18 protein-coding genes and 1 pseudogene are annotated in these 19,350 nt (G+C 62.3%); 14 read left to right on the top strand and 5 right to left on the bottom strand.

Translation table 11 applies throughout. The annotated features are described in order from the left end of the window. Nucleotides 1-267 precede the first annotated feature (267 nt). The 5 genes from CO671_RS13820 (at nt 268) to CO671_RS13795 (ending at nt 4,768) form a co-directional block, all read left to right on the top strand. A complete protein-coding gene (locus CO671_RS13820; protein ID WP_097606403.1) occupies nt 268-1,035 on the top strand; it encodes an SDR family oxidoreductase in 768 nt (255 codons plus the stop codon). Next, entirely contained in the window at nt 1,032-3,071 is a 2,040-nt protein-coding gene (gene uvrC, locus CO671_RS13815) for an excinuclease ABC subunit UvrC (protein ID WP_097606402.1), read from the top strand. Before CO671_RS13820 ends, uvrC begins: the two co-directional genes overlap by 4 nt. 165 nt (nt 3,072-3,236) lie before the next feature. Continuing rightward, on the top strand, nt 3,237-3,827 hold the full coding sequence (pgsA, locus tag CO671_RS13810) for a CDP-diacylglycerol--glycerol-3-phosphate 3-phosphatidyltransferase (RefSeq protein WP_010034988.1): 591 nt from the start codon (nt 3,237-3,239) through the stop codon (nt 3,825-3,827). Beyond that, nucleotides 3,824-4,078 (top strand): molybdopterin converting factor subunit 1, encoded by a 255-nt coding sequence (moaD, locus tag CO671_RS13805; RefSeq protein WP_097606401.1) that lies wholly within the window; start codon nt 3,824-3,826, stop codon nt 4,076-4,078. The genes pgsA and moaD overlap by 4 nt, the downstream gene beginning before the upstream one ends. A gap of 228 nt (nt 4,079-4,306) precedes the next feature. Continuing rightward, on the top strand, nt 4,307-4,768 hold the full coding sequence (locus tag CO671_RS13795) for a molybdenum cofactor biosynthesis protein MoaE (RefSeq protein WP_097606519.1): 462 nt from the start codon (nt 4,307-4,309) through the stop codon (nt 4,766-4,768). Between the two features lies 1 nt (nt 4,769). Here CO671_RS13795 and CO671_RS13790 read toward each other — a convergent pair whose 3' ends face one another. Beyond that, the gene (locus CO671_RS13790; protein ID WP_097606399.1) at nt 4,770-5,666 is read right to left on the bottom strand and encodes a branched-chain amino acid ABC transporter permease; all 897 of its coding nucleotides are present in this window, start codon (nt 5,664-5,666) and stop codon (nt 4,770-4,772) included. Between the two features lie 65 nt (nt 5,667-5,731). On the opposite strand from CO671_RS13790, the gene CO671_RS13785 reads away from it, so the two are divergent. Next, nucleotides 5,732-6,277: a CGNR zinc finger domain-containing protein gene (locus CO671_RS13785; RefSeq protein ID WP_097606518.1), complete on the top strand. Its 546-nt coding sequence runs from the start codon at nt 5,732-5,734 to the stop codon at nt 6,275-6,277. Then, entirely contained in the window at nt 6,274-6,777 is a 504-nt protein-coding gene (locus CO671_RS13780; protein WP_097606398.1) for a hypothetical protein, read from the top strand. The genes CO671_RS13785 and CO671_RS13780 overlap by 4 nt, the downstream gene beginning before the upstream one ends. A gap of 83 nt (nt 6,778-6,860) precedes the next feature. Here CO671_RS13780 and ndk read toward each other — a convergent pair whose 3' ends face one another. Together ndk and CO671_RS13770 are read right to left on the bottom strand one after the other, a co-directional pair. Next, nucleotides 6,861-7,283, bottom strand: coding sequence for a nucleoside-diphosphate kinase (gene ndk / locus CO671_RS13775; RefSeq protein ID WP_097606397.1), 423 nt, complete (start codon nt 7,281-7,283; stop codon nt 6,861-6,863). Nucleotides 7,284-7,364: 81 nt separating this feature from the next. Next, nucleotides 7,365-8,054, bottom strand: coding sequence for a glutathione S-transferase family protein (locus CO671_RS13770; RefSeq protein WP_097606396.1), 690 nt, complete (start codon nt 8,052-8,054; stop codon nt 7,365-7,367). Between the two features lie 439 nt (nt 8,055-8,493). Here CO671_RS13770 and CO671_RS13760 point away from each other — a divergent pair, with 439 nt between their 5' ends. From CO671_RS13760 to CO671_RS13735, 6 genes and pseudogenes are all read left to right on the top strand, one after another. Then, complete coding sequence (locus CO671_RS13760) at nt 8,494-9,003, top strand: DinB family protein (RefSeq protein ID WP_097606395.1); 510 nt, start codon at nt 8,494-8,496, stop codon at nt 9,001-9,003. Between the two features lie 142 nt (nt 9,004-9,145). Beyond that, the gene (locus CO671_RS13755) at nt 9,146-10,195 is read left to right on the top strand and encodes a GGDEF domain-containing protein (protein ID WP_097606394.1); all 1,050 of its coding nucleotides are present in this window, start codon (nt 9,146-9,148) and stop codon (nt 10,193-10,195) included. Nucleotides 10,196-10,304: 109 nt separating this feature from the next. After that, nucleotides 10,305-12,188, top strand: a complete 1,884-nt coding sequence (locus CO671_RS13750) for an ABC-F family ATP-binding cassette domain-containing protein (RefSeq protein ID WP_097606516.1) — start codon at nt 10,305-10,307, stop codon at nt 12,186-12,188. 177 nt (nt 12,189-12,365) lie between these two features. Next, nucleotides 12,366-13,210: pseudogene (locus CO671_RS13745) on the top strand (polysaccharide deacetylase family protein). Between the two features lie 66 nt (nt 13,211-13,276). After that, the gene (locus tag CO671_RS13740) at nt 13,277-15,319 is read left to right on the top strand and encodes a prolyl oligopeptidase family serine peptidase (protein WP_097606393.1); all 2,043 of its coding nucleotides are present in this window, start codon (nt 13,277-13,279) and stop codon (nt 15,317-15,319) included. Between the two features lie 113 nt (nt 15,320-15,432). Continuing rightward, nucleotides 15,433-16,359: a Gfo/Idh/MocA family oxidoreductase gene (locus tag CO671_RS13735; protein ID WP_097606392.1), complete on the top strand. Its 927-nt coding sequence runs from the start codon at nt 15,433-15,435 to the stop codon at nt 16,357-16,359. 109 nt (nt 16,360-16,468) lie between these two features. On the opposite strand, the gene CO671_RS13730 is transcribed toward CO671_RS13735, so the two are convergent. Continuing rightward, nucleotides 16,469-16,918 (bottom strand): DNA polymerase III subunit chi, encoded by a 450-nt coding sequence (locus CO671_RS13730; protein WP_088936684.1) that lies wholly within the window; start codon nt 16,916-16,918, stop codon nt 16,469-16,471. Next, nucleotides 16,918-18,408 carry a leucyl aminopeptidase gene (locus tag CO671_RS13725; RefSeq protein ID WP_097606391.1) on the bottom strand — a complete coding sequence of 497 codons (1,491 nt, stop codon included), beginning with the start codon at nt 18,406-18,408 and terminating at the stop codon, nt 16,918-16,920. Before CO671_RS13725 ends, CO671_RS13730 begins: the two co-directional genes overlap by 1 nt. A gap of 144 nt (nt 18,409-18,552) precedes the next feature. On the opposite strand from CO671_RS13725, the gene CO671_RS13720 reads away from it, so the two are divergent. Then, nucleotides 18,553-19,326 (top strand): phosphatase PAP2 family protein, encoded by a 774-nt coding sequence (locus CO671_RS13720; RefSeq protein WP_097606390.1) that lies wholly within the window; start codon nt 18,553-18,555, stop codon nt 19,324-19,326. Nucleotides 19,327-19,350: the final 24 nt, after the last annotated feature.

The raw sequence follows: 19,350 nt of genomic DNA, 5'->3' as shown, positions 1-19,350 counted from the left end.
TGAAACTGAAATGCGGATTTGAAAGAGCCAAATTGTGATATCATTGTGGCTGCCGCATGGCCGAAATTCGATGTTGCTTAAGCGCAACATACACTTCATTAACCATACCGAAGTGTTAAACTTAAAATACCTATTTTAAGAAATCACATTCTTAAATAATACATAGAATATCGGGCCAACGAAGGCAACCGCAGCGGCCTATTTATATAATCTCCCCGGCCACCTATATAGTCTGCCAACAGACTCGCGGGATCAGAAGGCAAGATTTTGAACCACAAAAGACTTCGCGCGGCCCTCATAACCGGGGCTGCCAAGAGAATAGGCCGGGCAATCGCCGAAGACCTTGCTGCACATGGCTTTTCCGTCGCCATCCATGCGAACGGCTCCGTCGGCGAAGCCGAAGAGTTGGCGGCGGAATTGCGGCGGAAGGCATATCGGGCGATCGCGCTCAAGGCCGACCTTACCGATATCGGCGAAACCAGCGAGTTGATCAAAAGAGCGTCGGAAGCACTCGGTCCGATCGACCTGCTGGTCAACAATGCCTCCATCTTCCGCCAGGATTCGGCCCGCGGTTTCGACGCGGAAGCATGGGCGCAGCATTTCGATATCCATGTGCGCGCGCCCTCGATTCTTGCCGCAGCCTTTGCCGAGCAGTTGCCTGACGAAACGACCGGACTGATCGTCAACATCATCGACCAGCGCGTCTGGGCGCTCAATCCGGGCTTCTACTCCTATACGCTCTCCAAGGCGGTGCTCTGGACGGCGACGCAGACGATGGCACAGACCTTTGCGCCGAAGCTGCGCGTCAACGCCATCGGTCCCGGCCCGACGGTGCGCAGTGCGCGGCAATCGGAAGAGGACTTCCAGGCTCAGATCGACGGGCTTATCATGAAGGCAGGGCCGGGATTCGGCGAGTTCGGACAAACGATTCGCTTCCTCTTCGACACGCCCTCGATCACCGGCCAGATGATTGCCCTCGACGGCGGCCAGCACCTCGCCTGGCAGACGCCCGACGTGGCGGAGATTACGGAATGAACGGACGAAAGCTGCCGGATGGCGGCGTTCTCTACGACGATTCGGACGAGAGCGAAGACGATATCGAGGTGGAAGGCGAGGTTTCCGCCGCCCCCCTCGCGGCAGCGGTCGACTGGAACGCCGGCAGCCTCAACGAGACCGGGCTCATCGGCGCGGAACTGATCGGCGAATTCGTCAAGCGGCTGCCGAACAGCCCCGGCGTCTACCGCATGTTCAATACCGAAGGCGACGTGCTCTATGTCGGCAAGGCGCGCAGCCTGAAGAAGCGTGTCGGCAACTACGCCGTCGGCCGCGTGCATTCCAACCGCATCGCCCAGATGGTGCGGCAGACGGCGAACATGGAATTCGTGACGACGCGCACGGAAACCGAAGCGCTGCTGCTGGAAGCGAATCTGATCAAACGCTTGCGGCCGCGCTTTAACGTGCTGCTGCGTGACGACAAGTCGTTTCCCTATATTCTGATCACCGGCGATCACCGGGCGCCGGCGATTTTCAAGCATCGCGGCGCCAGGGCGCGAAAGGGTGATTATTTCGGGCCCTTCGCTTCGGCCGGCGCGGTCGGGCGGACGATCAATTCGCTGCAGCGCGCCTTCCTGATCCGCACCTGCACCGACAGCGTCTTCGAAACGCGCACGCGCCCCTGCCTGCTCTACCAGATCAAGCGCTGTTCCGGGCCCTGCACGCACGAGGTCAGCGACGAGGGTTACGCCGAACTGGTGCAGGAGGCGAAAGACTTCCTGTCCGGCAAGAGCCAGAAGGTGAAATCGCACATGGCCGAAGCGATGAACCAGGCGGCCGAGGATCTCGACTTCGAGCGGGCGGCGATCTACCGCGATCGCCTGGCGGCACTTTCGCATGTGCAGAGCCACCAGGGCATCAATCCTGCTGGAGTCGACGAGGCCGACGTTTTCGCCATCCATCACGAAGGCGGCGTCTCCTGCATCCAGGTGTTCTTCTTCCGCACCGGCCAGAACTGGGGCAACCGTGCCTATTTCCCGAAGGCCGATCCGCAGCTTTCCAGCGCCGAAGTGCTGAATGCCTTTCTCGCGCAGTTTTATGACGACAAGCCGGTGCCGAAACAGATCATGCTGTCGGAGACGATCGAGGAACTGGAGCTGCTCGCCGCGGCGCTCAGCGAAAAGGCCGGCCACAAGGTGTCGATCCTGGTGCCGCAACGCGGCGAAAAGCGCGATCTCGTCGACCATGTCGTCGGCAATGCACGCGAGGCGCATGGGCGAAAGCTTGCCGAGACCGCGTCGCAGTCACGGCTACTCGAAGGCTTCAAGGACACCTTCGGGCTTGCCTATGCGCCGCAGCGCATCGAAATCTACGACAACTCGCACATCATGGGCACCAATGCCGTCGGCGGCATGGTGGTGGCGGGGCCGGAAGGCTTCGTAAAGAACCAGTACCGCAAGTTCAACATCAAATCGACCGACATCACCCCGGGCGACGACTTCGGCATGATGAAGGAGGTGATGACGCGGCGCTTCTCGCGGCTGATCAAGGAGGAAGGCATTCCCGACCGGACGGCGCAGGCAACGGCAAGCGACGCCGCCGACATGCCCTTCCCGGCCTGGCCCGATGTGATCCTGATCGACGGCGGCCAGGGGCAGATGACGGCGGTGCGCGCCATCCTCGCCGAGCTCGGCATCACCGACAGCGTCATGGCGATCGGCATCGCCAAGGGTGTCGACCGCGATGCCGGGCGCGAACGCTTCTTTCCGCCGGGGCGGGAGAGCTTCACGCTGCCGCCGCGCGATCCGGTGCTCTACTTCATCCAGCGCATGCGCGACGAGGCGCATCGTTTCGCGATCGGCTCGCACCGGGCCCGGCGCAAGAAGGAAATGGTCAAGAACCCGCTCGACGAGATCGGCGGCATCGGCCCGTCACGCAAACGGGCGCTGCTGCAGCATTTCGGCACGGCGAAAGCGGTCTCGCGCGCCGCGCTTTCCGACCTGATGGCAGTAGAGGGCATCTCGGAAGCCGTCGCCAGGCAAGTTTACAACCATTTCCACGAGGACGCCGCGAAATAACCGGCGGCCGTCGCAAATTCCACGCAAAGGCAGTGAAAAGACAGAAACAATGTTGACGGTCTGCGGTCAAAGCCGTCATCTACGGCATCGGCCCCGAAAATCGGAATCGATTTTCGTAAAGACGCGCGGCGCTATCGCGGCGCATCAGTTCAGAGAAACGATCCCATGGCATCGCGCGCGTACAGCATCCCCAACCTTCTGACTTACGGCCGCATCCTCGCCGTGCCGCTGATCGTCCTCTGCTTCTTCATCGAAGGCAGATTGTCGATCAGCAATACGGCGCGCTGGGTGGCGCTGTGGATCTTCATCATCGCCTCGCTCACCGATTTCCTCGATGGTTACCTCGCCCGTATCTGGAACCAGACGTCGAATATCGGCCGCATGCTCGATCCGATCGCCGACAAGCTGCTGGTCGCCTCGATCCTTCTCCTGGTCGCGGCCGACCAGACCATCGCCGGCTGGTCGATCTGGGCGGCCATCACCATTCTCTGCCGCGAGATCCTGGTGTCCGGCCTGCGCGAATATCTGGCGGCGCTGAAGGTCAGCGTGCCGGTGACGCGGATCGCCAAATGGAAGACGACGCTGCAGCTCGTCGCCATCGCCTTCCTGCTCGCCGGCCCTGCCGGCGACGAGATTTTCCCCTATACGACGCAGACCGGTATCGCACTGTTGTGGATCGCCGCATTGCTGACCATCTATACCGGCTATGATTATTTCCGCGCCGGGTTGAAACATATCGTGGATGACGAGGAATGACGCGACTTGTCTATTTCGCCTGGGTGCGCGAGCGCATCGGCAAGGGTGAGGAGGAGATCAACCTCCCCTCCTCCATCGTCACCGTCGCCGATCTTCTGAATCATTTGAAGACGCTGGGCGAAGAATATCAGGCCGCACTTCAATATCCCGAGGTGATCCGCGTGGCGCTCGACATGGAGCATGTCGAGCATGACGAGCCGATCGCGGGGGCGCGGGAAATTGGAATATTTCCGCCGATGACGGGGGGGTGACCAAGGGAGGCTGACGATGGGCATGGCTGCATCTCCTTCTCTCTCCCTCATTCCTGTGCTTGTCACAGGAATCCAGCCACCGCGCGTCCGCGCGGTGAATGACTCCTTTCGCCTGCGAGTAATGTCTCCCGCGCCCAAGGACTTGGGCGCACTGGATTCCTGTGACAAGCACAGGAATGAGGGAAGTTGCGGCTTCGGCAGCGCATCAAAGCAGCGGAGGCCCCTGTGGTGACCATCACTCCCACCATCCGCGTCCAACCCGAAGACTTCGACCTTCAAGCCGAGGTCGACCTGCTCTCCAAGGGCAAACCCGACGTCGGCGCCATTGTGACCTTCTCCGGCCTCTGCCGTGATGACGGCGGCGCGCTGGCGGCGCTGGAACTCGAGCATTATCCCGGCATGGCCGAGGCCGAGATGAGCCGCATCGGCCAGCTCGCTATCGAGCGTTTCGGGCTGCTCGGGCTGACCGCCATTCACCGCTACGGCAAGATCGCCGTGGGCGAGAATATCGTGCTCGTCGTCGCGGCCGCGCCGCACCGGCAGGCGGCGTTCGATGGCGCCAACTTTGTCATGGATTTCCTGAAGACCGCGGCCCCTTTCTGGAAGAAGGAGCACGGCAAGGACGGCGCCGCCGGCGACTGGGTCGCGGCAAAGGATGCCGACGATGCAGCACGCGACAAGTGGAAATGAGCTAAAGCAGCACGCGCTCTCTGCGGCTCATGACCAGCAATAGGACGAGCAGCGAGAAGATGACGAGATCGCGCCAGACGAAGGGGCCGTACGCGCCCCATAGGGTTTCGACGACGGCAAGCCCGGCGGCGCCGCCGGCGGAGCGCAGCGGATCGGAATAGCCGCCGACAGCGGCGATCAGCAGCACTTTCAATCCGAACATCAGGCCGGCGCCGAAATCCATCGAGCCGTAATAAAAGGTGGCGAGGATGCCGCAGATCGTGGCGACGAGGGCGGCGGCCGCATAGGCGACGAGGAAGACGCGGCTGGCGCTGGTGCCGCAGAGCTCGGCGGCCAGCGGATCGTCGGTGACGGCACGCCAGATGCGGCCCCAGGCGGTGCGCCTGAGGATCAACGCACCCACCGCGACGATGGCCGCCATCAGCGCCGTGTCGATCAGCTGGATATAGGTGAGGGTCACCTTGAACGGGCCGTCGCTCCAGAAGACCACCGTGTCGTTCAGAAACGGCGGCAGCCAGATCGCCCTTGTATCGGCGGCGAGCCGGGCGGTTTCCATCAGCACGATCATGATGCCGAGGGCGGCGACGATCACCGTATTCGGCGATTTGCTGACCAGCGGCAGCATGATCGAACGGCCGATCCAGATGCCCGCCGCCAGCGAATAGGCGATCGCGGCACAGGCGCCGACGGCGAGAGCGGCCGGCAGCACCAGCCAGAAACGATTGAAGGCGAGCTCGGTGAAAAGCAGCAGGATCTGCCCGGAGAAGGCGAAGATCGCCCCATAGGTGATGTCGGCCCGCTTGGTGACGCCGAAGGCGACGGCATAACCGAAGGCGAGCGCGGCATAGAGGGCAGCAAGCGGAACCGCATTCGCCAGCTGCTGCAGAAGATAGGCCATTCCGGACACTCCGCGTCACCAAAATTATAACTGGTAAAACTCATTTCGCCAGTTATAATTTCATGATGAGCTTTTCCTGGACCCCTCACCGCTTTGCCGGCGGCGCGCTGGCGCTCGATGTCGCCAACAGCGTCGTTCTGCGCCACGATGCAGCACGGCGGATCGACCGCTTTGCCGTCAGCAATCAGATGCGCGACTTTCCGCACGCTGCCGCCGAATTCTGCGCCGAACGCGCCCTCTTCGGCAATATCGCCCCGGTGGTTAAGGAAAACGAGGCGGATTTCATCGCGCTGCGGGAAGCGATCGACCGCTATTTCCGCGAGCGTATACTGACGGGCGGCGACGACCAATCGCTGGCAGCACTGCTGGAGTCGGTGGCAAAGGTGCTGCGCGAAGCAAACCCCGGCAGCGTGGCGGCGGCGACCGCCCATTCGGTGCTGCGGCTGATCGCCATGCCCGATCCGGAGCGCATGAAGATCTGCGGCAATTGCGGCTGGCTGTTCATCGACCGCAGCAAGAACAGGAGCCGGGCCTGGTGCGACATGGCGGTCTGCGGCAACCGCGCCAAGGCGAACCGGCACTACCGCCGCAAGAAGGAGGAAATCCCATGAGGAAACATCTGATCGTCACAGCGGCGGCAATCGGCCTAGCGCTGTCCGCCTGCCAGCGCCAGGCGGAAAACCTGATCGAGGTCACCGGCCACCTCTTCGTCTTCAACTATCGGGTGGCGAGCGCCACCTATCTGCTGACGCTGAAGAAGACCGGTCCCATTCCCGACGGCTCGGTCATCATCGCCGAATTCGAAAATCCTCAAGGCGGCGCGCCGCTGCTGTTGAACCAGAAAATCTACCCGATCGACGACAAGATCGCGCTGCAGAGCGAAAACCTGCACTGCGTGCGCAAGGACCGTCCCTATTCCGTCAGCATCCGGCTGGTCGACAAGGACGGCAAGGTGCTGCAGGAATTGAAGACGCAATTCCGCTCCGACCTCGACCAGACCGTGCTGCCGAGCAAGCCGCTCGTCATTGGCGCGTTTTATGACAAGAACCCGGAGGTCTTCAAGCCCGACGGCAGCGTCGATTTCTCGAACACTGACAAATGCCCGGCATAGAACCGGAAAAGAAAAAGCCGGAGCAAAGCCCCGGCTTTCGAGAGTCAATTCAAGGCGTTGCCAGGCAATGCCGAAGCGTGGCCTCAGCCGACGATTTCGGTGTCGGAGAACCAGTACTTGATTTCCTGGGCAGCCGTTTCCGGAGCGTCCGAGCCGTGAACGGAATTTTCGCCGATCGAGAGCGCATGAACCTTGCGGATCGTGCCTTCATCAGCGTTTGCCGGGTTGGTCGCGCCCATGATCTCGCGGTTCTTCAGGATGGCGCCTTCGCCTTCCAGAACCTGAACGACGGTCGGGCCGGAGGTCATGCCATCGACGAGTTCGCCGAAGAAGGGACGATCCTTGTGAACGGCATAGAAGCCTTCAGCTTCGCGGCGGCTCATCCAGACGCGCTTAGAGGCGACGACGCGCAGGCCGGCATCTTCGAGCATCTTGGTGATGGCGCCCGTCAGGTTGCGCTTGGTTGCGTCCGGCTTGATCATCGAGAAGGTGCGTTCAATCGCCATAGTCAAATCCTCTGTTTTCTCGGGAAAAGTGGGCGGTCTTTACCCGCCCCAACGCCCGAAAACAAGAGGTCGACGGCAATTTCACGCCGCTGTCACAGTCCGGCCGCGGCTTTCATGGAGATCGAGGCAGCGCTCGAACCAGGCGATCACGGGATCGTCGGCGGCCAGCATGGCGAGGCCAGCGCAGGTGCGCAGCCATTGCAGCGCGCCGAAGACGATATAGTCGGCAAAGAGCGGCGTCTGCCCGCCGATGAAAGGCTGGAACTTCAGCATGTGCCGGAGCGGCTCCAGCTTGGCGCCGAAGGCGGCTTTCTCCGTCTCGCTGTCGGCGGCAATGACTTCCATCGACTTGCCGAGACGTGCTTCGCGGCTTTGACGGAAATAGGCCTTATCTCCCTCGTCAAGGATCGCATGGATGTCGAGAAGCGCGATCCGCATGATCGCCGGATGGACGATCATCTGCGAATAGCCCTCCACCATCCGCGACAGCGCCTTGCCGCCCTCGCCGTTGAAGAGCGACGGCCGCTCCGGATAGGCCTCCTCCAGATAGAGAGCGATGGCGAAACTGTCGGGGATCAGCCGGCCGTTGTCGTCGAGGACGGGCAAGGTCGGCGAGACGCCGCCGCCGATTTCGCGGATGCGGACGTAAGTGGTCGGAATCTCTTCGAAATCGAGCCCCTTATGCGCCAGTGCCATCACCGCCTTCCAGCAATGGGGCGAAAAGAAGCGCCGCTCATCGGCGCCGCAGAGGGAATAGAGAGCTCTGGTCATGACAGTCCTTTCGAGATCGCAACTCCCTGCATTCGACGACAGAACGCGCCTGCGATCAAATCAGGAAATTTCATGGCGTCATCACTGCGATTTCTGCGGAAGCAAGCTAGAGCCTTTCCTGGTTAGATTGAAGCATTCTGCCGGAGCAGGTTTTCGTCAGGGCAGAGGCGATTGGCGATGGGCATACCCCCAGGTACGTCCGAGCCGATCGCCTCTGATCCTGGCGCAAAGATGCCCGGCCCACCGGCCGCACCGCTTCGCTATGGCGAAGCGATGCGGCCGGCGCTTCCCAAGTCTTGCAGATTTGCCAGGCAAATCTGCGGGAGGGTTGGCTGAAACGGGCCGGCTGCTCGACCGGCCGACTCCGTTTGAGCCAACAGAATGATTCAATCTAACCAGGAAAGGCTCTAGCTTGCCCTTGCGAAGACAGGAGGAGCGCATGCTCAGGCAATACAGGATGTTCGCCGCCTACAATCGCTGGGCCAATGCCCAGGTTTATGCGGCGGCGGCCGAACTCAGCGATCCGGAATTCCGCAGCGACCGCGGTGCCTTCTTCGGCTCGCTGCATCGAACCCTCAACCACCTGCTCGTTGCCGACCGAATATGGATGAAGCGCTTCACCGGCGCCGGCGACGCGCCGACGCGCCTCGATGCCGTGCTCTTCGAGGCGTTCGATGCGCTTGCCGCTGCGCGCAAGACAGAGGACGAGCGTATTATTGCCTGGACGGATACGCTGGACGAGACGACCCTTGCGGCCAACTTCACCTATATGCCCGTGACCCAACCGATCGCGATGACCCAGCCGCTGTGGACCGCGCTCTCGCATCTCTTCAACCACCAGACCCACCATCGCGGCCAGTGCCACATGACGCTGACGGCGCTCGGCAAGCCGAGCCTCGGGCTCGACCTGATCTATTTCCTGCGCAGCGAGGGCCGCGAGTGGATGTGAGCGTCTCCGCATCAACAGAGCATTAACCGCCTTTACCGGTTGCGCCTGGAATCCAGCGCTTCCCATCCAGATATTCAGCCTCTCTTAAAAGCTTGCGGGCATAGCGGAATGACGGAAAAGGCCGGGGCCGCGAGGAATCGTCATGCCGAATGCAAGCGCAAACGCAGTGGTGCCGCGCGAGGCGGTGCGCCCTGGGCCTATCGCGGACATCCAGAAGATCGCCCAGCACATGGCGCGTCTCAACGTCGCCGGGCTGCCGCGCAACTATGAACTCTTCCATGAGGCGATCGTCGGGCTCAACGGAGGCCTCGCACAGGATATCGCCGCACTCGGACCTCAGCCGCAACAGGCGATGCTTGACGAGCTCGGCTTGAAATACCGCCTCGTCGGCCATTGCGGGCTGGCGGGCGAGACATCGCGGAACGAGGCGAGCCGGTTGCTGCGCGAGGTGGCGGAGAGGCTTGCCGAAGGGCTGCGGCACCGGGATGCCTTCGCGCGCGCCTGCGACACGATCCTGAAATCCGTCTCCAGTCATGAAGACCAGAGCCTTGCCGCCTTCATCGGCGAGCTCGACTACCTCTCGGCCTCGCTGACGAGCGTGTCGTCGGCGGAGATGCAAATCGGCGCCAGGCTGGCGGATGACATCAAGAGGCTGGAAACGCTCGAGCGCGGCATTTCGGCGATGCAGGCGGCCGCCGTCGCCGACAGGATCACCGGACTTCCCAATCGCATCGCGCTCAATCGCGTGATCGCCGACCTCTACGAGCGCGACGAGGGTGCCGCCGGCAGTGCACTTGTTATGGTCGATGTCGACAATTTCACCGATCTCAATGAGAGGTATGGCACGCCGGCAGGCAACAAGCTCTTGAAGAAGCTCGCCGGCCTCTTCCAAAAGTCGGTCAAGAAGAACGACTTCGTCGCCCGCACCGAGGCGGACGAATTCGCCTTGCTGTTTTCCAATGTCGGCATGCAGGATGCGATGGCGATTGCCGAGCGTCTGCGCGCCTCCGTCGAAGACAATCTGGTCTTCGCGACCTCAGACAAGGGCGATAGCGGCAGGCTGACCATCTCGGTCGGCGTGGCGCTCAGCACGGACGCCTCAACGCCGGGGCAGTTGCAGGCCAATGCCCGCGTCGCCCTTCTCGCCGCTCAATCGAACCCGCGCCAGCCGGTGCAGGCCTTCGGCCGCTGAGGCGGATTCGATCTCTTGCGGCGGATAAGAGCCTTGCCGGGCCGGCAAGCAAGCTGACCGGCGCCAAGCGCTCTTGCCTTGGCGGGCGCTTTCGGCCAAAACGCCGGCCATGATCACGCTCACCGAAATTTCCGCCCGCATTGCCGGGCGCCTGCTTCTCGACAATGCCAGCCTGTCGCTGCCCTCAGGCACCAAGGCCGGCCTCGTTGGCCGCAACGGCGCCGGCAAGTCCACGCTGTTTCGCGTCATTACCGGCGATCTCGGCTCGGAGACCGGATCGGTGTCGATCCCGAAGGCGGCGCGCATCGGCCAGGTGGCCCAGGAAGCGCCGGGAACCGAGCAGCCCCTGATCGAGATCGTGCTTGCCGCCGACAAGGAGCGCGCGGCCCTGCTTGCCGAAGCGGAAACGGCAAGCGACCCGCACCGCATCGCCGAAATCCAGATGCGCCTCGTCGATATCGACGCGCATTCGGCCGAAGCGCGCGCGGCGAGCATTCTCGCCGGCCTCGGCTTCGACAGGGAAGCGCAAGCCCGGCCCGCCTCCTCCTTCTCGGGCGGCTGGCGCATGCGCGTGGCGCTCGCCGCCGTGCTGTTTGCCGAGCCGGACCTGCTTCTGCTCGACGAGCCGACCAACTATCTCGACCTCGAAGGCACGATGTGGCTGGAGGATTATATCCGCCGCTATCCGCATACGGTCATCATCATCAGCCACGACCGTGACCTCTTGAACAATGCGGTCAATTCCATCGTCCATCTCGACCAGAGAAAGCTCACCTTCTACCGCGGCAATTACGACCAGTTCGAGCGGCAGAAGGCGGAAGCCGACGAACTGCAGACGAAGGCCAAGGCCAAGAACGAGGCGGCGCGCAAACATCTGCAGAGCTTCATCGATCGCTTCAAGGCCAAGGCCTCCAAGGCCCGGCAGGCGCAATCGCGCGTCAAGGCGCTCGAGCGCATGGGCACGGTCGCTGCCGTCATCGAGGACCACGTACAGCCGATCACCTTTCCCGAGCCCGAGAAGCAGCCGGCCTCGCCGATTGTCGCGGTCCAGGGCGGCGCCGTCGGCTACCAGCCCGGCAAGCCGATCCTGAAGAACCTCAACCTGCGCATCGACAATGACGATCGCATCGCCCTGCTCGGTTCGAACGGCAACGGCAAATCGACCTTCGCGAAATTCATCTCCGGCAGGCTTGCCCCGGAAAGTGGCGAAGTGAAGCTCGCGCCTTCCCTGAAGATCGGCTTTTTCGCGCAGCACCAGCTCGATGACCTCATCCCTGAGCAGTCGGCGGTGGAGCATGTACGGCGGCTGATGCCTGGCGACCCGGAGGCCAAGGTGCGCGCCCGTGTCGCCCAGATGGGACTGGCGACCGAGAAGATGGCGACCGCGGCCAAGGATCTTTCCGGCGGCGAAAAAGCCCGCCTGCTGATGGGGCTTGCCGCCTTCCACGCGCCGAACCTGCTCATCCTCGACGAGCCGACCAACCATCTCGACATCGACAGCCGGCGCGCGCTGATCGAGGCGCTGAACGACTACGAAGGCGCCGTCATCCTGATCTCGCACGATCGTCACCTGATCGAGGCGACGGTCGACCGGCTGTGGCTGGTCAACGGCGGCACCGTCACCGCCTTCGAAGGCGATATGGACGAATATCGCGACCTGATCGTCGCCTCCGGCAAGAAAAAAGAAGAAAAGCCGCAGCCGGCTGACGATGCGACCTCCAAGGCCGATCAACGCAAGCTCAATGCGGAAAGGCGCGCTTCGCTGACGCCGCTGAAGAAAAAGATCAACGAAATCGAATCCTTGACGGCGAAGCTGGAGAAACAGATTCAGGCGCTTGACGCGGAACTTGCAAATCCCGCTCTCTACGAAAAGACGCCCGCCAAGGCCGCCGAAAAGGCAAAGCAGCGCGGCGAGGCCGCGGCAAAACTCGCTGCTGCCGAGGAAGAATGGCTGATGCTGTCGTCGGAATACGAAGAAGCGATGGCGGGATAGCCACAGCCTTAGAGCATGATGTCGCCCGAAAACCGCTGACACTTTTCGGCATCATGCTCCGTGGATAGCGTGGCGAAGTGCCGCGCATCGGCACAATTCCAGGCGCCATCAACCAATCATTAACCATAATTCGAAAGGTTGTCTCAACATTCGTTACCGATTTGTTGAGCCCTTTCGATGTATCGCTTTTTCATTCTGTCCTGCATGGCCCTCACGGCCACGCTGTCTGCCTGCAGCACCACCAAACAGGCCCCGGATACATCGATCAAGACCTCCTCGGTGATTGCGCCCGAGGCGCGGAAACTTGGCTATGGCGGCGACGATGCGGCCGCGCCGCGCATGACCGGCTGGCACCATCTGGCCGGGCGGACGCTTGAGGTCTCCTCGCTCGCCGATCTCAAGCTGCAGGACAAGGAAGTGATCCTGAGCTTCGACGACGGCCGATCCCCGGCCGGACCGACAAGGTGCTGGCAATCCTCGACCAGTTCGGCGTCAAGGGCGCCTTCATGATGGTCGGCGAAATGGCCGAGATGCATCCGGCGCTCGCCCGCAAGGTCGCCGAGGACGGCAACACGATCGGCAGCCACACTTATGACCACGCCGACCTGACTTCGCTTGATTTCGACGCGGCGATGGCCGAGGTGGTCAAGGGCGAATTGGCGGTGACCAAGGCGACGGGAACCGACGTCTCCTTCTTCCGCTTCCCCTATCTCGCCGAGAGCCGCAGACTGCGCAGCGCCATCGCCATGCACGAACTGGTGGTCATGGATGTCGATATCGACAGCAAGGACTATTTCGCCATTACGCCGGCCTCCGTGACGCGCCGGACGATGGACCTGCTGCACAAGCGCGGCCGCGGCATCATCCTGATGCACGACATCCACAAACGCACGGCGACGATGCTGCCGACCTTGCTCTCGGAACTCGAAGCCGAAGGCTACAAGGTGGTGGCGCTGAAGTTCAAGAAGACGCAGGCGCCGAGCAACCTCGTCGCCTCGGCCGATTTGGTGACGACCCGGTAAGCCGGGTTGCCAAGTCCGGGCGTGCTGCCTAGATCTGTTCGACGTCAACGAACCGGCAGGTCAGCTATGAACCTTCATCTCGAAACGGACGATGATCCGCGCACCCGCCAGTTCATCGACGGATATAACCGGGTTTCCGACGCGGCACTCAGAACGCCTGAATTCGTCAGGGATCGCGATGCGATCAAGGCGCTGATCGAGCGGCAGGACCGGCTGATCGTGCCGATGCGCCGCGGTGCGTGGCTGTTCGATTTCCGGCAGAGCAAGGACAATCCTCTCGGCGTCTGGCTCCGTCTGCCCAATAACCAAGAGCCGCGGCCGGACGCAGATTGGGAGCCGGTCTTCGATCTCGATGCCTTCTGCGTCAGTGAAGGCAAGCGCTGGAACTGGCGCGGCGCCGTCACCTGCCCGTGGGAGCCGACGCGGGTGCTGCTCACGCTTTCGGACGGCGGCTCCGATCTTCTCCGGCTGCTCGAATTCGACGCCGAGAGCAAGCAGATCGTGACGGGCGGCTTCGATACGCCGGCCGCTCGATCGCATGCCACCTGGCTGAGCCGCGACGAGATCTGCTATTTCGGCTCGATCGACCGATTTTCGGCGACCCGTTCCGGGTGGCCGCGCGTCGGCCGGCGATTGAAGCGCGGCCAGCGGCCGGAAGAGGCCGCGATCATGTTCGAAGCCGCCGACGAGGACGTCTATGCCTCCAAACTCGTCATCGACCCCGCCCAGTCGGGCGCTTCGGCGTATGCGGGCTTGATCGACATTTTTGTCGCCGCCCATGAGATCGGCGTGGCCAGCGCTTTCCTGGTCGCGGACGACGGCACGCAACGGCGCATCGATCTGCCCAAGGAAGCCGACTTTCAGTTCAATCGCGATCATTGCCTCTGGCGGGCAAAGACCGACGAGCGTGTTCCCACCGGCAGCCTGGTGCTGCAACGCTTCGATCCCGGCTCGGAGACAGCTCCGCTCGGGCCGGAGCGGATTCTGTTTCAGCCTGGCGAGGGCCAATCGATCTCGCAGTTGATGCTGATGCGCGAGTGGTGCGTCTTCATCATTTCCGATCGGCTGCGCCCGCGTCTGATGGTGCTTGATCTGACGAAGCCCGATGCCGAACAGCGCGAGATCGCGCTGCCGGCGGACATGCAGACGGCTCATTTCAGGCCGCTCTATGCGGATCTGCATCTTGGCGACGATACGATCTGCATCATCGGCCAGGGCTTCCTGCAGCCTCCGGCCTGTTACCGGCTCGACCTGTCGGATCGCAGCAAGGAGGCCGAGCCGATTTTCGTCGCCGCAGCGCCCAGCTATTTCGATGCGACCGATATGTCATCCGAACTGCTGGAGGCGGTTTCCGAGGACGGAACCAGGGTTGCCTACCGGCTGGTCCTGCCGAAGCAATGGACCAAGGGCGCGCTGCCGGTGCTGCTTTACGGCTATGGCGGCTTCGATGTTTCGCTGTCGCCGAACTATTCCGGCGTGACAGGCCGCTGGCTGGAACAAGGTGGGGCCTATGTGCAGGCCTATATCCGCGGCGGCGGCGAATTCGGGCCCGACTGGTATCGCAGCGCCAAGCGGCAGGGGCGAGACAAGGCCTTTGCCGATTTCGTCGCCATCGCCCGCGATCTCGTCGCCCGCGGCTACACCGTGCCGTCGCGGATCGCCTGCCAGGGCGGCAGCAATGGCGGGCTGCTGACCGGCGTGATGCTGACACGCTACGCGGACGATTTCGGCGCCGTCTGGTGCCAGGTGCCGGTGCTCGACATGACACGCTTCCATCTGTTCAGCGCCGGGCAGGCCTGGATGGACGAATATGGCGATCCGGAGGTATCAGCCGACCGGGATTTCATGCTCGGCTATTCGCCGCTTCACAATGTCAGGCCGGCGACCGAGATCAGCTATCCGCCGATCTATATCGAAAGCTCGGCCAATGACGACCGCGTGCATCCCTCGCATGCGCGCCGCTTTGCCGCGCGGCTGGAGGAAGCGGGACACCGGCCGCTCTTCCATGAATTCGGCTCGGGCGGGCATGGCGGCGACGGCAATTCCGAAGAGCGCGCCGCCCGCGCGGCCATGGGTTACAGCTTCCTTCGCCAAACTATCATGAGGTAAGACGGCCATCATGCGGTAGGATAGAAGAGAATGAAGGGGAGAGCTTGTCGGCGCTCTCCTTTCTGCTAAAAGAAGCGCAATAAATCATACTTTTCACAGGCTCGAGCGAAACCATGTCTCCTATCAACCTCGCCATCGTCGGCGTCGGCAAGATCGTCCGCGACCAGCACCTTCCTTCCATCGCCAAGAACGCTGATTTCAAGCTCGTCGCCACGGCAAGCCGCCATGGCACGGTCGAAGGCATCAACAGCTATACGACGATCGAGGCGATGCTCGACGCCGAGCCGTCGATCGATGCGGTGTCTCTTTGCATGCCGCCGCAGTATCGCTACGAAGCAGCCTATAAGGCGCTGGTCGCCGGCAAGCACGTCTTCCTGGAAAAGCCGCCCGGCGCGACGCTCAGCGAAGTCGCCGATCTCGAGGCGCTTGCGAGCCAGCAGGGCGCGTCGCTGTTTGCCAGCTGGCATTCGCGCTATGCGCCGGCCGTCGAGGCCGCCAGAGCGTTTCTGGCTTCGACGACCATCAAAAGCGTGCATGTGATCTGGAAGGAGGATGTCCGCCACTGGCATCCGAACCAGGACTGGATCTGGCAGGCTGGCGGCCTCGGCGTTTTCGATCCCGGCATCAACGCGCTGTCGATCGTCACCCACATCCTGCCGCGGCCGATCTTCATCACCGAGGCCGTGCTCGAATTTCCCGAGAACCGCGACGCGCCGATCGCGTCCGACATTCGCTTCCGCGATGCCGGCGGCCTGCCGGTTCATGCCGAATTCGACTGGCGCCAGACCGGCAAGCAGAGCTGGGACATCGTCGCGGAGACGGCAGCCGGCCAGATGGTTCTCGCCGAAGGCGGCGCCAAGCTTTCGATCGACGGCACGCTGACCTTCGCCGAGCCGGAGCAGGAATATCCCTCGCTCTACCGCCGCTTCGCCGAAATCATTAAAGCCGGCACGTCGGATGTGGATCTCGCGCCGCTGCGGCACGTCGCCGACGCCTTCATGCTCGGCAAGCGCAAGTTCGTCGAGGCGTTCCACGACTGAGCGGCCTTACTGAAACGCTAAGCGCGTCGCATCGAAACTTGATCGATGCGACGCGCTTTGGCTTGTCGTTTTTATGCATGCAGTTATCGGCGTGGCGTGGGAAGCGACGTCAGGCCTTCTTCTCCCACCGCCCTTCCGGCGTCTGCTGCCAATAGGTGAGGTTATGCCCCTCGCCTTTCAGCTTCTTCCATTGCGCCCTGGCGGCCTCCAGTTGCGCCTGGTCGTGACCGTCGAACATGAAGACGACACGCTCATAGGCATCGACCGGCGGCGGCTCGGCGCCGTCGATGATGAAGCGCACGGTCGCCGCATTGGCATTGCCTGAGGTCACCGTCAAAAGCACCGGCTGGCTTTCGGCGAAATCGCCCTCGTCGGTGCCGTGCGGCAGAAAACTCTCCTCACGAAACGTCCAGAGATGCGCGTCGAGAGCATCGCGCCGCGCCGGCTCACGCGTCTGGACGGCGACGCGCCAGCCGCGCTCGACGCTTTTGTCGATCAGCGGCGGAAGCGCGTCTTCCAGCCTGGTTTCGGTCAGATGATAAAAGAGAACGTCCGTCATCAGGCTTCATAATGGGCGCGAACGAGCTCGTCGAGCAGGCGCACGCCGAAACCGGACCCCCAGGACTGGTTGATCTCGTCCTGCGGCGAGCCCATCGCCGTGCCGGCGATGTCGAGATGCGCCCAGGGCGTGTCCTGTACGAAGCGCTTGATGAAATGCGCCGCGGTGATCGAGCCGGCCTGCCGGCCGCCGGTGTTCTTCATGTCGGCGAACTTGCTGTCGATCAGCTTGTCGTAATCCTTGCCGAGCGGCATGCGCCAGAGCTTCTCGTTTGTGGAAAGGCCGGCTGCCGTCAGCTGGGCGGAAAGCTGGTCGTCATTGGAGAACAGGCCGGCATGTCCACTGCCGAGCGCCACGACGATGGCGCCGGTCAGCGTGGCGAGATTGATCATGAACTGCGGCTTGAAACGATCGTTGCAGTACCAGAGGGCATCGCAGAGCACGAGGCGGCCTTCGGCATCGGTATTGATCACCTCGATCGTCTGGCCGGACATCGAGGTGACGATATCGCCGGGACGCTGGGCGTTGCCATCAGGCATGTTCTCGACCAGGCCGATGACGCCGACAGCGTTGACGGCCGCCTTGCGGGAGGCGAGCACATGCATCAGGCCGGTTACGGCTGCGGCGCCGCCCATATCGCCCTTCATGTCTTCCATGCCGGCGGCCGGCTTGATCGAAATACCGCCGGTATCGAAGACGACGCCCTTGCCGATGAAGGCGATCGGACGATCCTTGGATTTGCCGCCTTTCCACTGCATGATCGCGAGACGCGGCGGGCGCACGGAACCCTGGGCGACGCCGAGCAAGGCGCCCATGCCGAGACGGCGCATTTCCTTCTCGGTCAGGATTTCCACGTCGACGCCGAGCTTTTCCAGTTCCTTTGCCCTGCCAGCGAATTCGACCGGGCCAAGTGCATTCGGCGGCTCGTTGACAAGGTCACGGGCAAGATTGACGCCGCCTGCGATCGCCTCGGAATCGGAAAATGCCTTCTTGGCGCCGGTCGCATCGGCGGTGACGATCGTCACCTTGACGGATTTTGCCGGTTTCTCCTCGTCGTCATTCTTCTTTGTCTTATAGGCGTCGAAGCTGTAGCCCCGCAGCAGCATGCCGAGCGCAAAATCGGCGGCCGCGCGCGCGTCCGTCGCCAGGCCGGGCACGTCGATGAAGATGGCAGCCTTGTCGGTATTCTTAATCTTCGATGCCGCAGCACCGCCGGCCTTCAGCCAGTCATGGGCGGTGAGTTCAGCAGCCTTGCCAAGCCCGAGGACGACGATGCGTTCGACCGGCGCACCTTCCGGGGCGACGATATCGAGCGCGGCCATGGATTTTCCGGAGAATCGCGCGATCTTCGCAGCCTTGGCGATCACGCCTGCCGGATCGGCCGTTTCAGCGCCTGCGGCGCCGTCGGCCTCCGCAGTCTTCAACAGGATCGCCAGCCCGCCATGGAGCTTCGCCGACTTCGAGAATGAAATTTCAAACTTTGCTGACATGTCTTCTCCGCTGGGATTCTCTGAAATCCGTCCCTGGCGGATAATTTCGCGTTTGTCGGGTCTGTCAATGGCTTGCGACACTTGTTATGGTCGCCCGCGGCCGTCCAGGCCCACATGTTTTCGTCAGTTTCGTAGATATTCGCGTTGACAGTTTTTTCGAAAAATCGATGGCGGGGCCCGGTGATCCGCCTGCCGAAGACGACTTTCGGTGCATTCATGCTGTTGTTCTGGGCGTGGTGGGGGCTGCTGATCGTCTTCCGCGCCTTCCCCGGGATCGACATCTATTTTTCCCAGCTTTTTTTCGTGAGCACCGATTGCGACGCGACGGTCGCTGCCGGAAGCATCTGCGGCGGCTTTCCCTATCGCGACTCGGGGAACTTCGACCTGTTGCGCACCATCTTCTTCCGCCTCCCCTATGTCGTGGCGATCGTGATGGCGTGGAAACTCATCGAATGCTACCAGCAGCACGGCGCAACCTTCAACGCCGAGCGGGCGCGCAAGCTCAAAGTCGCGCTCGGAACGCTGCTGATCGGGCCGGTGCTGCTCGTCAATGTCATCCTGAAGGAACATTGGGGCCGGCCGCGGCCGGTGCAGACGGATATTTTCGGCGGCCCCCTGCATTTCGTCGAGGCCGGTTCGCTTGCCGGCAAATGCGTTTCAAACTGCTCCTTCGTCTCCGGCGAGGCGGCGAGCGCCGGCTGGCTGCTCTGCCTGCTGCTCTTCGTTCCGAAATCGCTGCGCTACGCGCTGGTACCGCCAATCGCCGCGATCTCGATCCTGACGCCGGCCTTGCGGCTATCCTTCGGCGCGCATTATCTCTCCGATGTGACGCTCGGATGGCTGTCCTCGCTTGTCGTCTTCGCAGCGCTGCTGGCGTTAACTGAGTCGCAACAGAGCCAAAAAAATTCTGAAATTTGAATGAATTTTTGACACCTGCTTGTC

Source organism: Rhizobium sp. M10 (genome assembly GCF_002531955.1).
Taxonomy (GTDB): domain Bacteria; phylum Pseudomonadota; class Alphaproteobacteria; order Rhizobiales; family Rhizobiaceae; genus Rhizobium; species Rhizobium etli_C.
The sequence above is the reverse complement of the archived record's forward strand: the minus strand, read 5'-3'. Positions and strand labels throughout refer to the sequence as shown.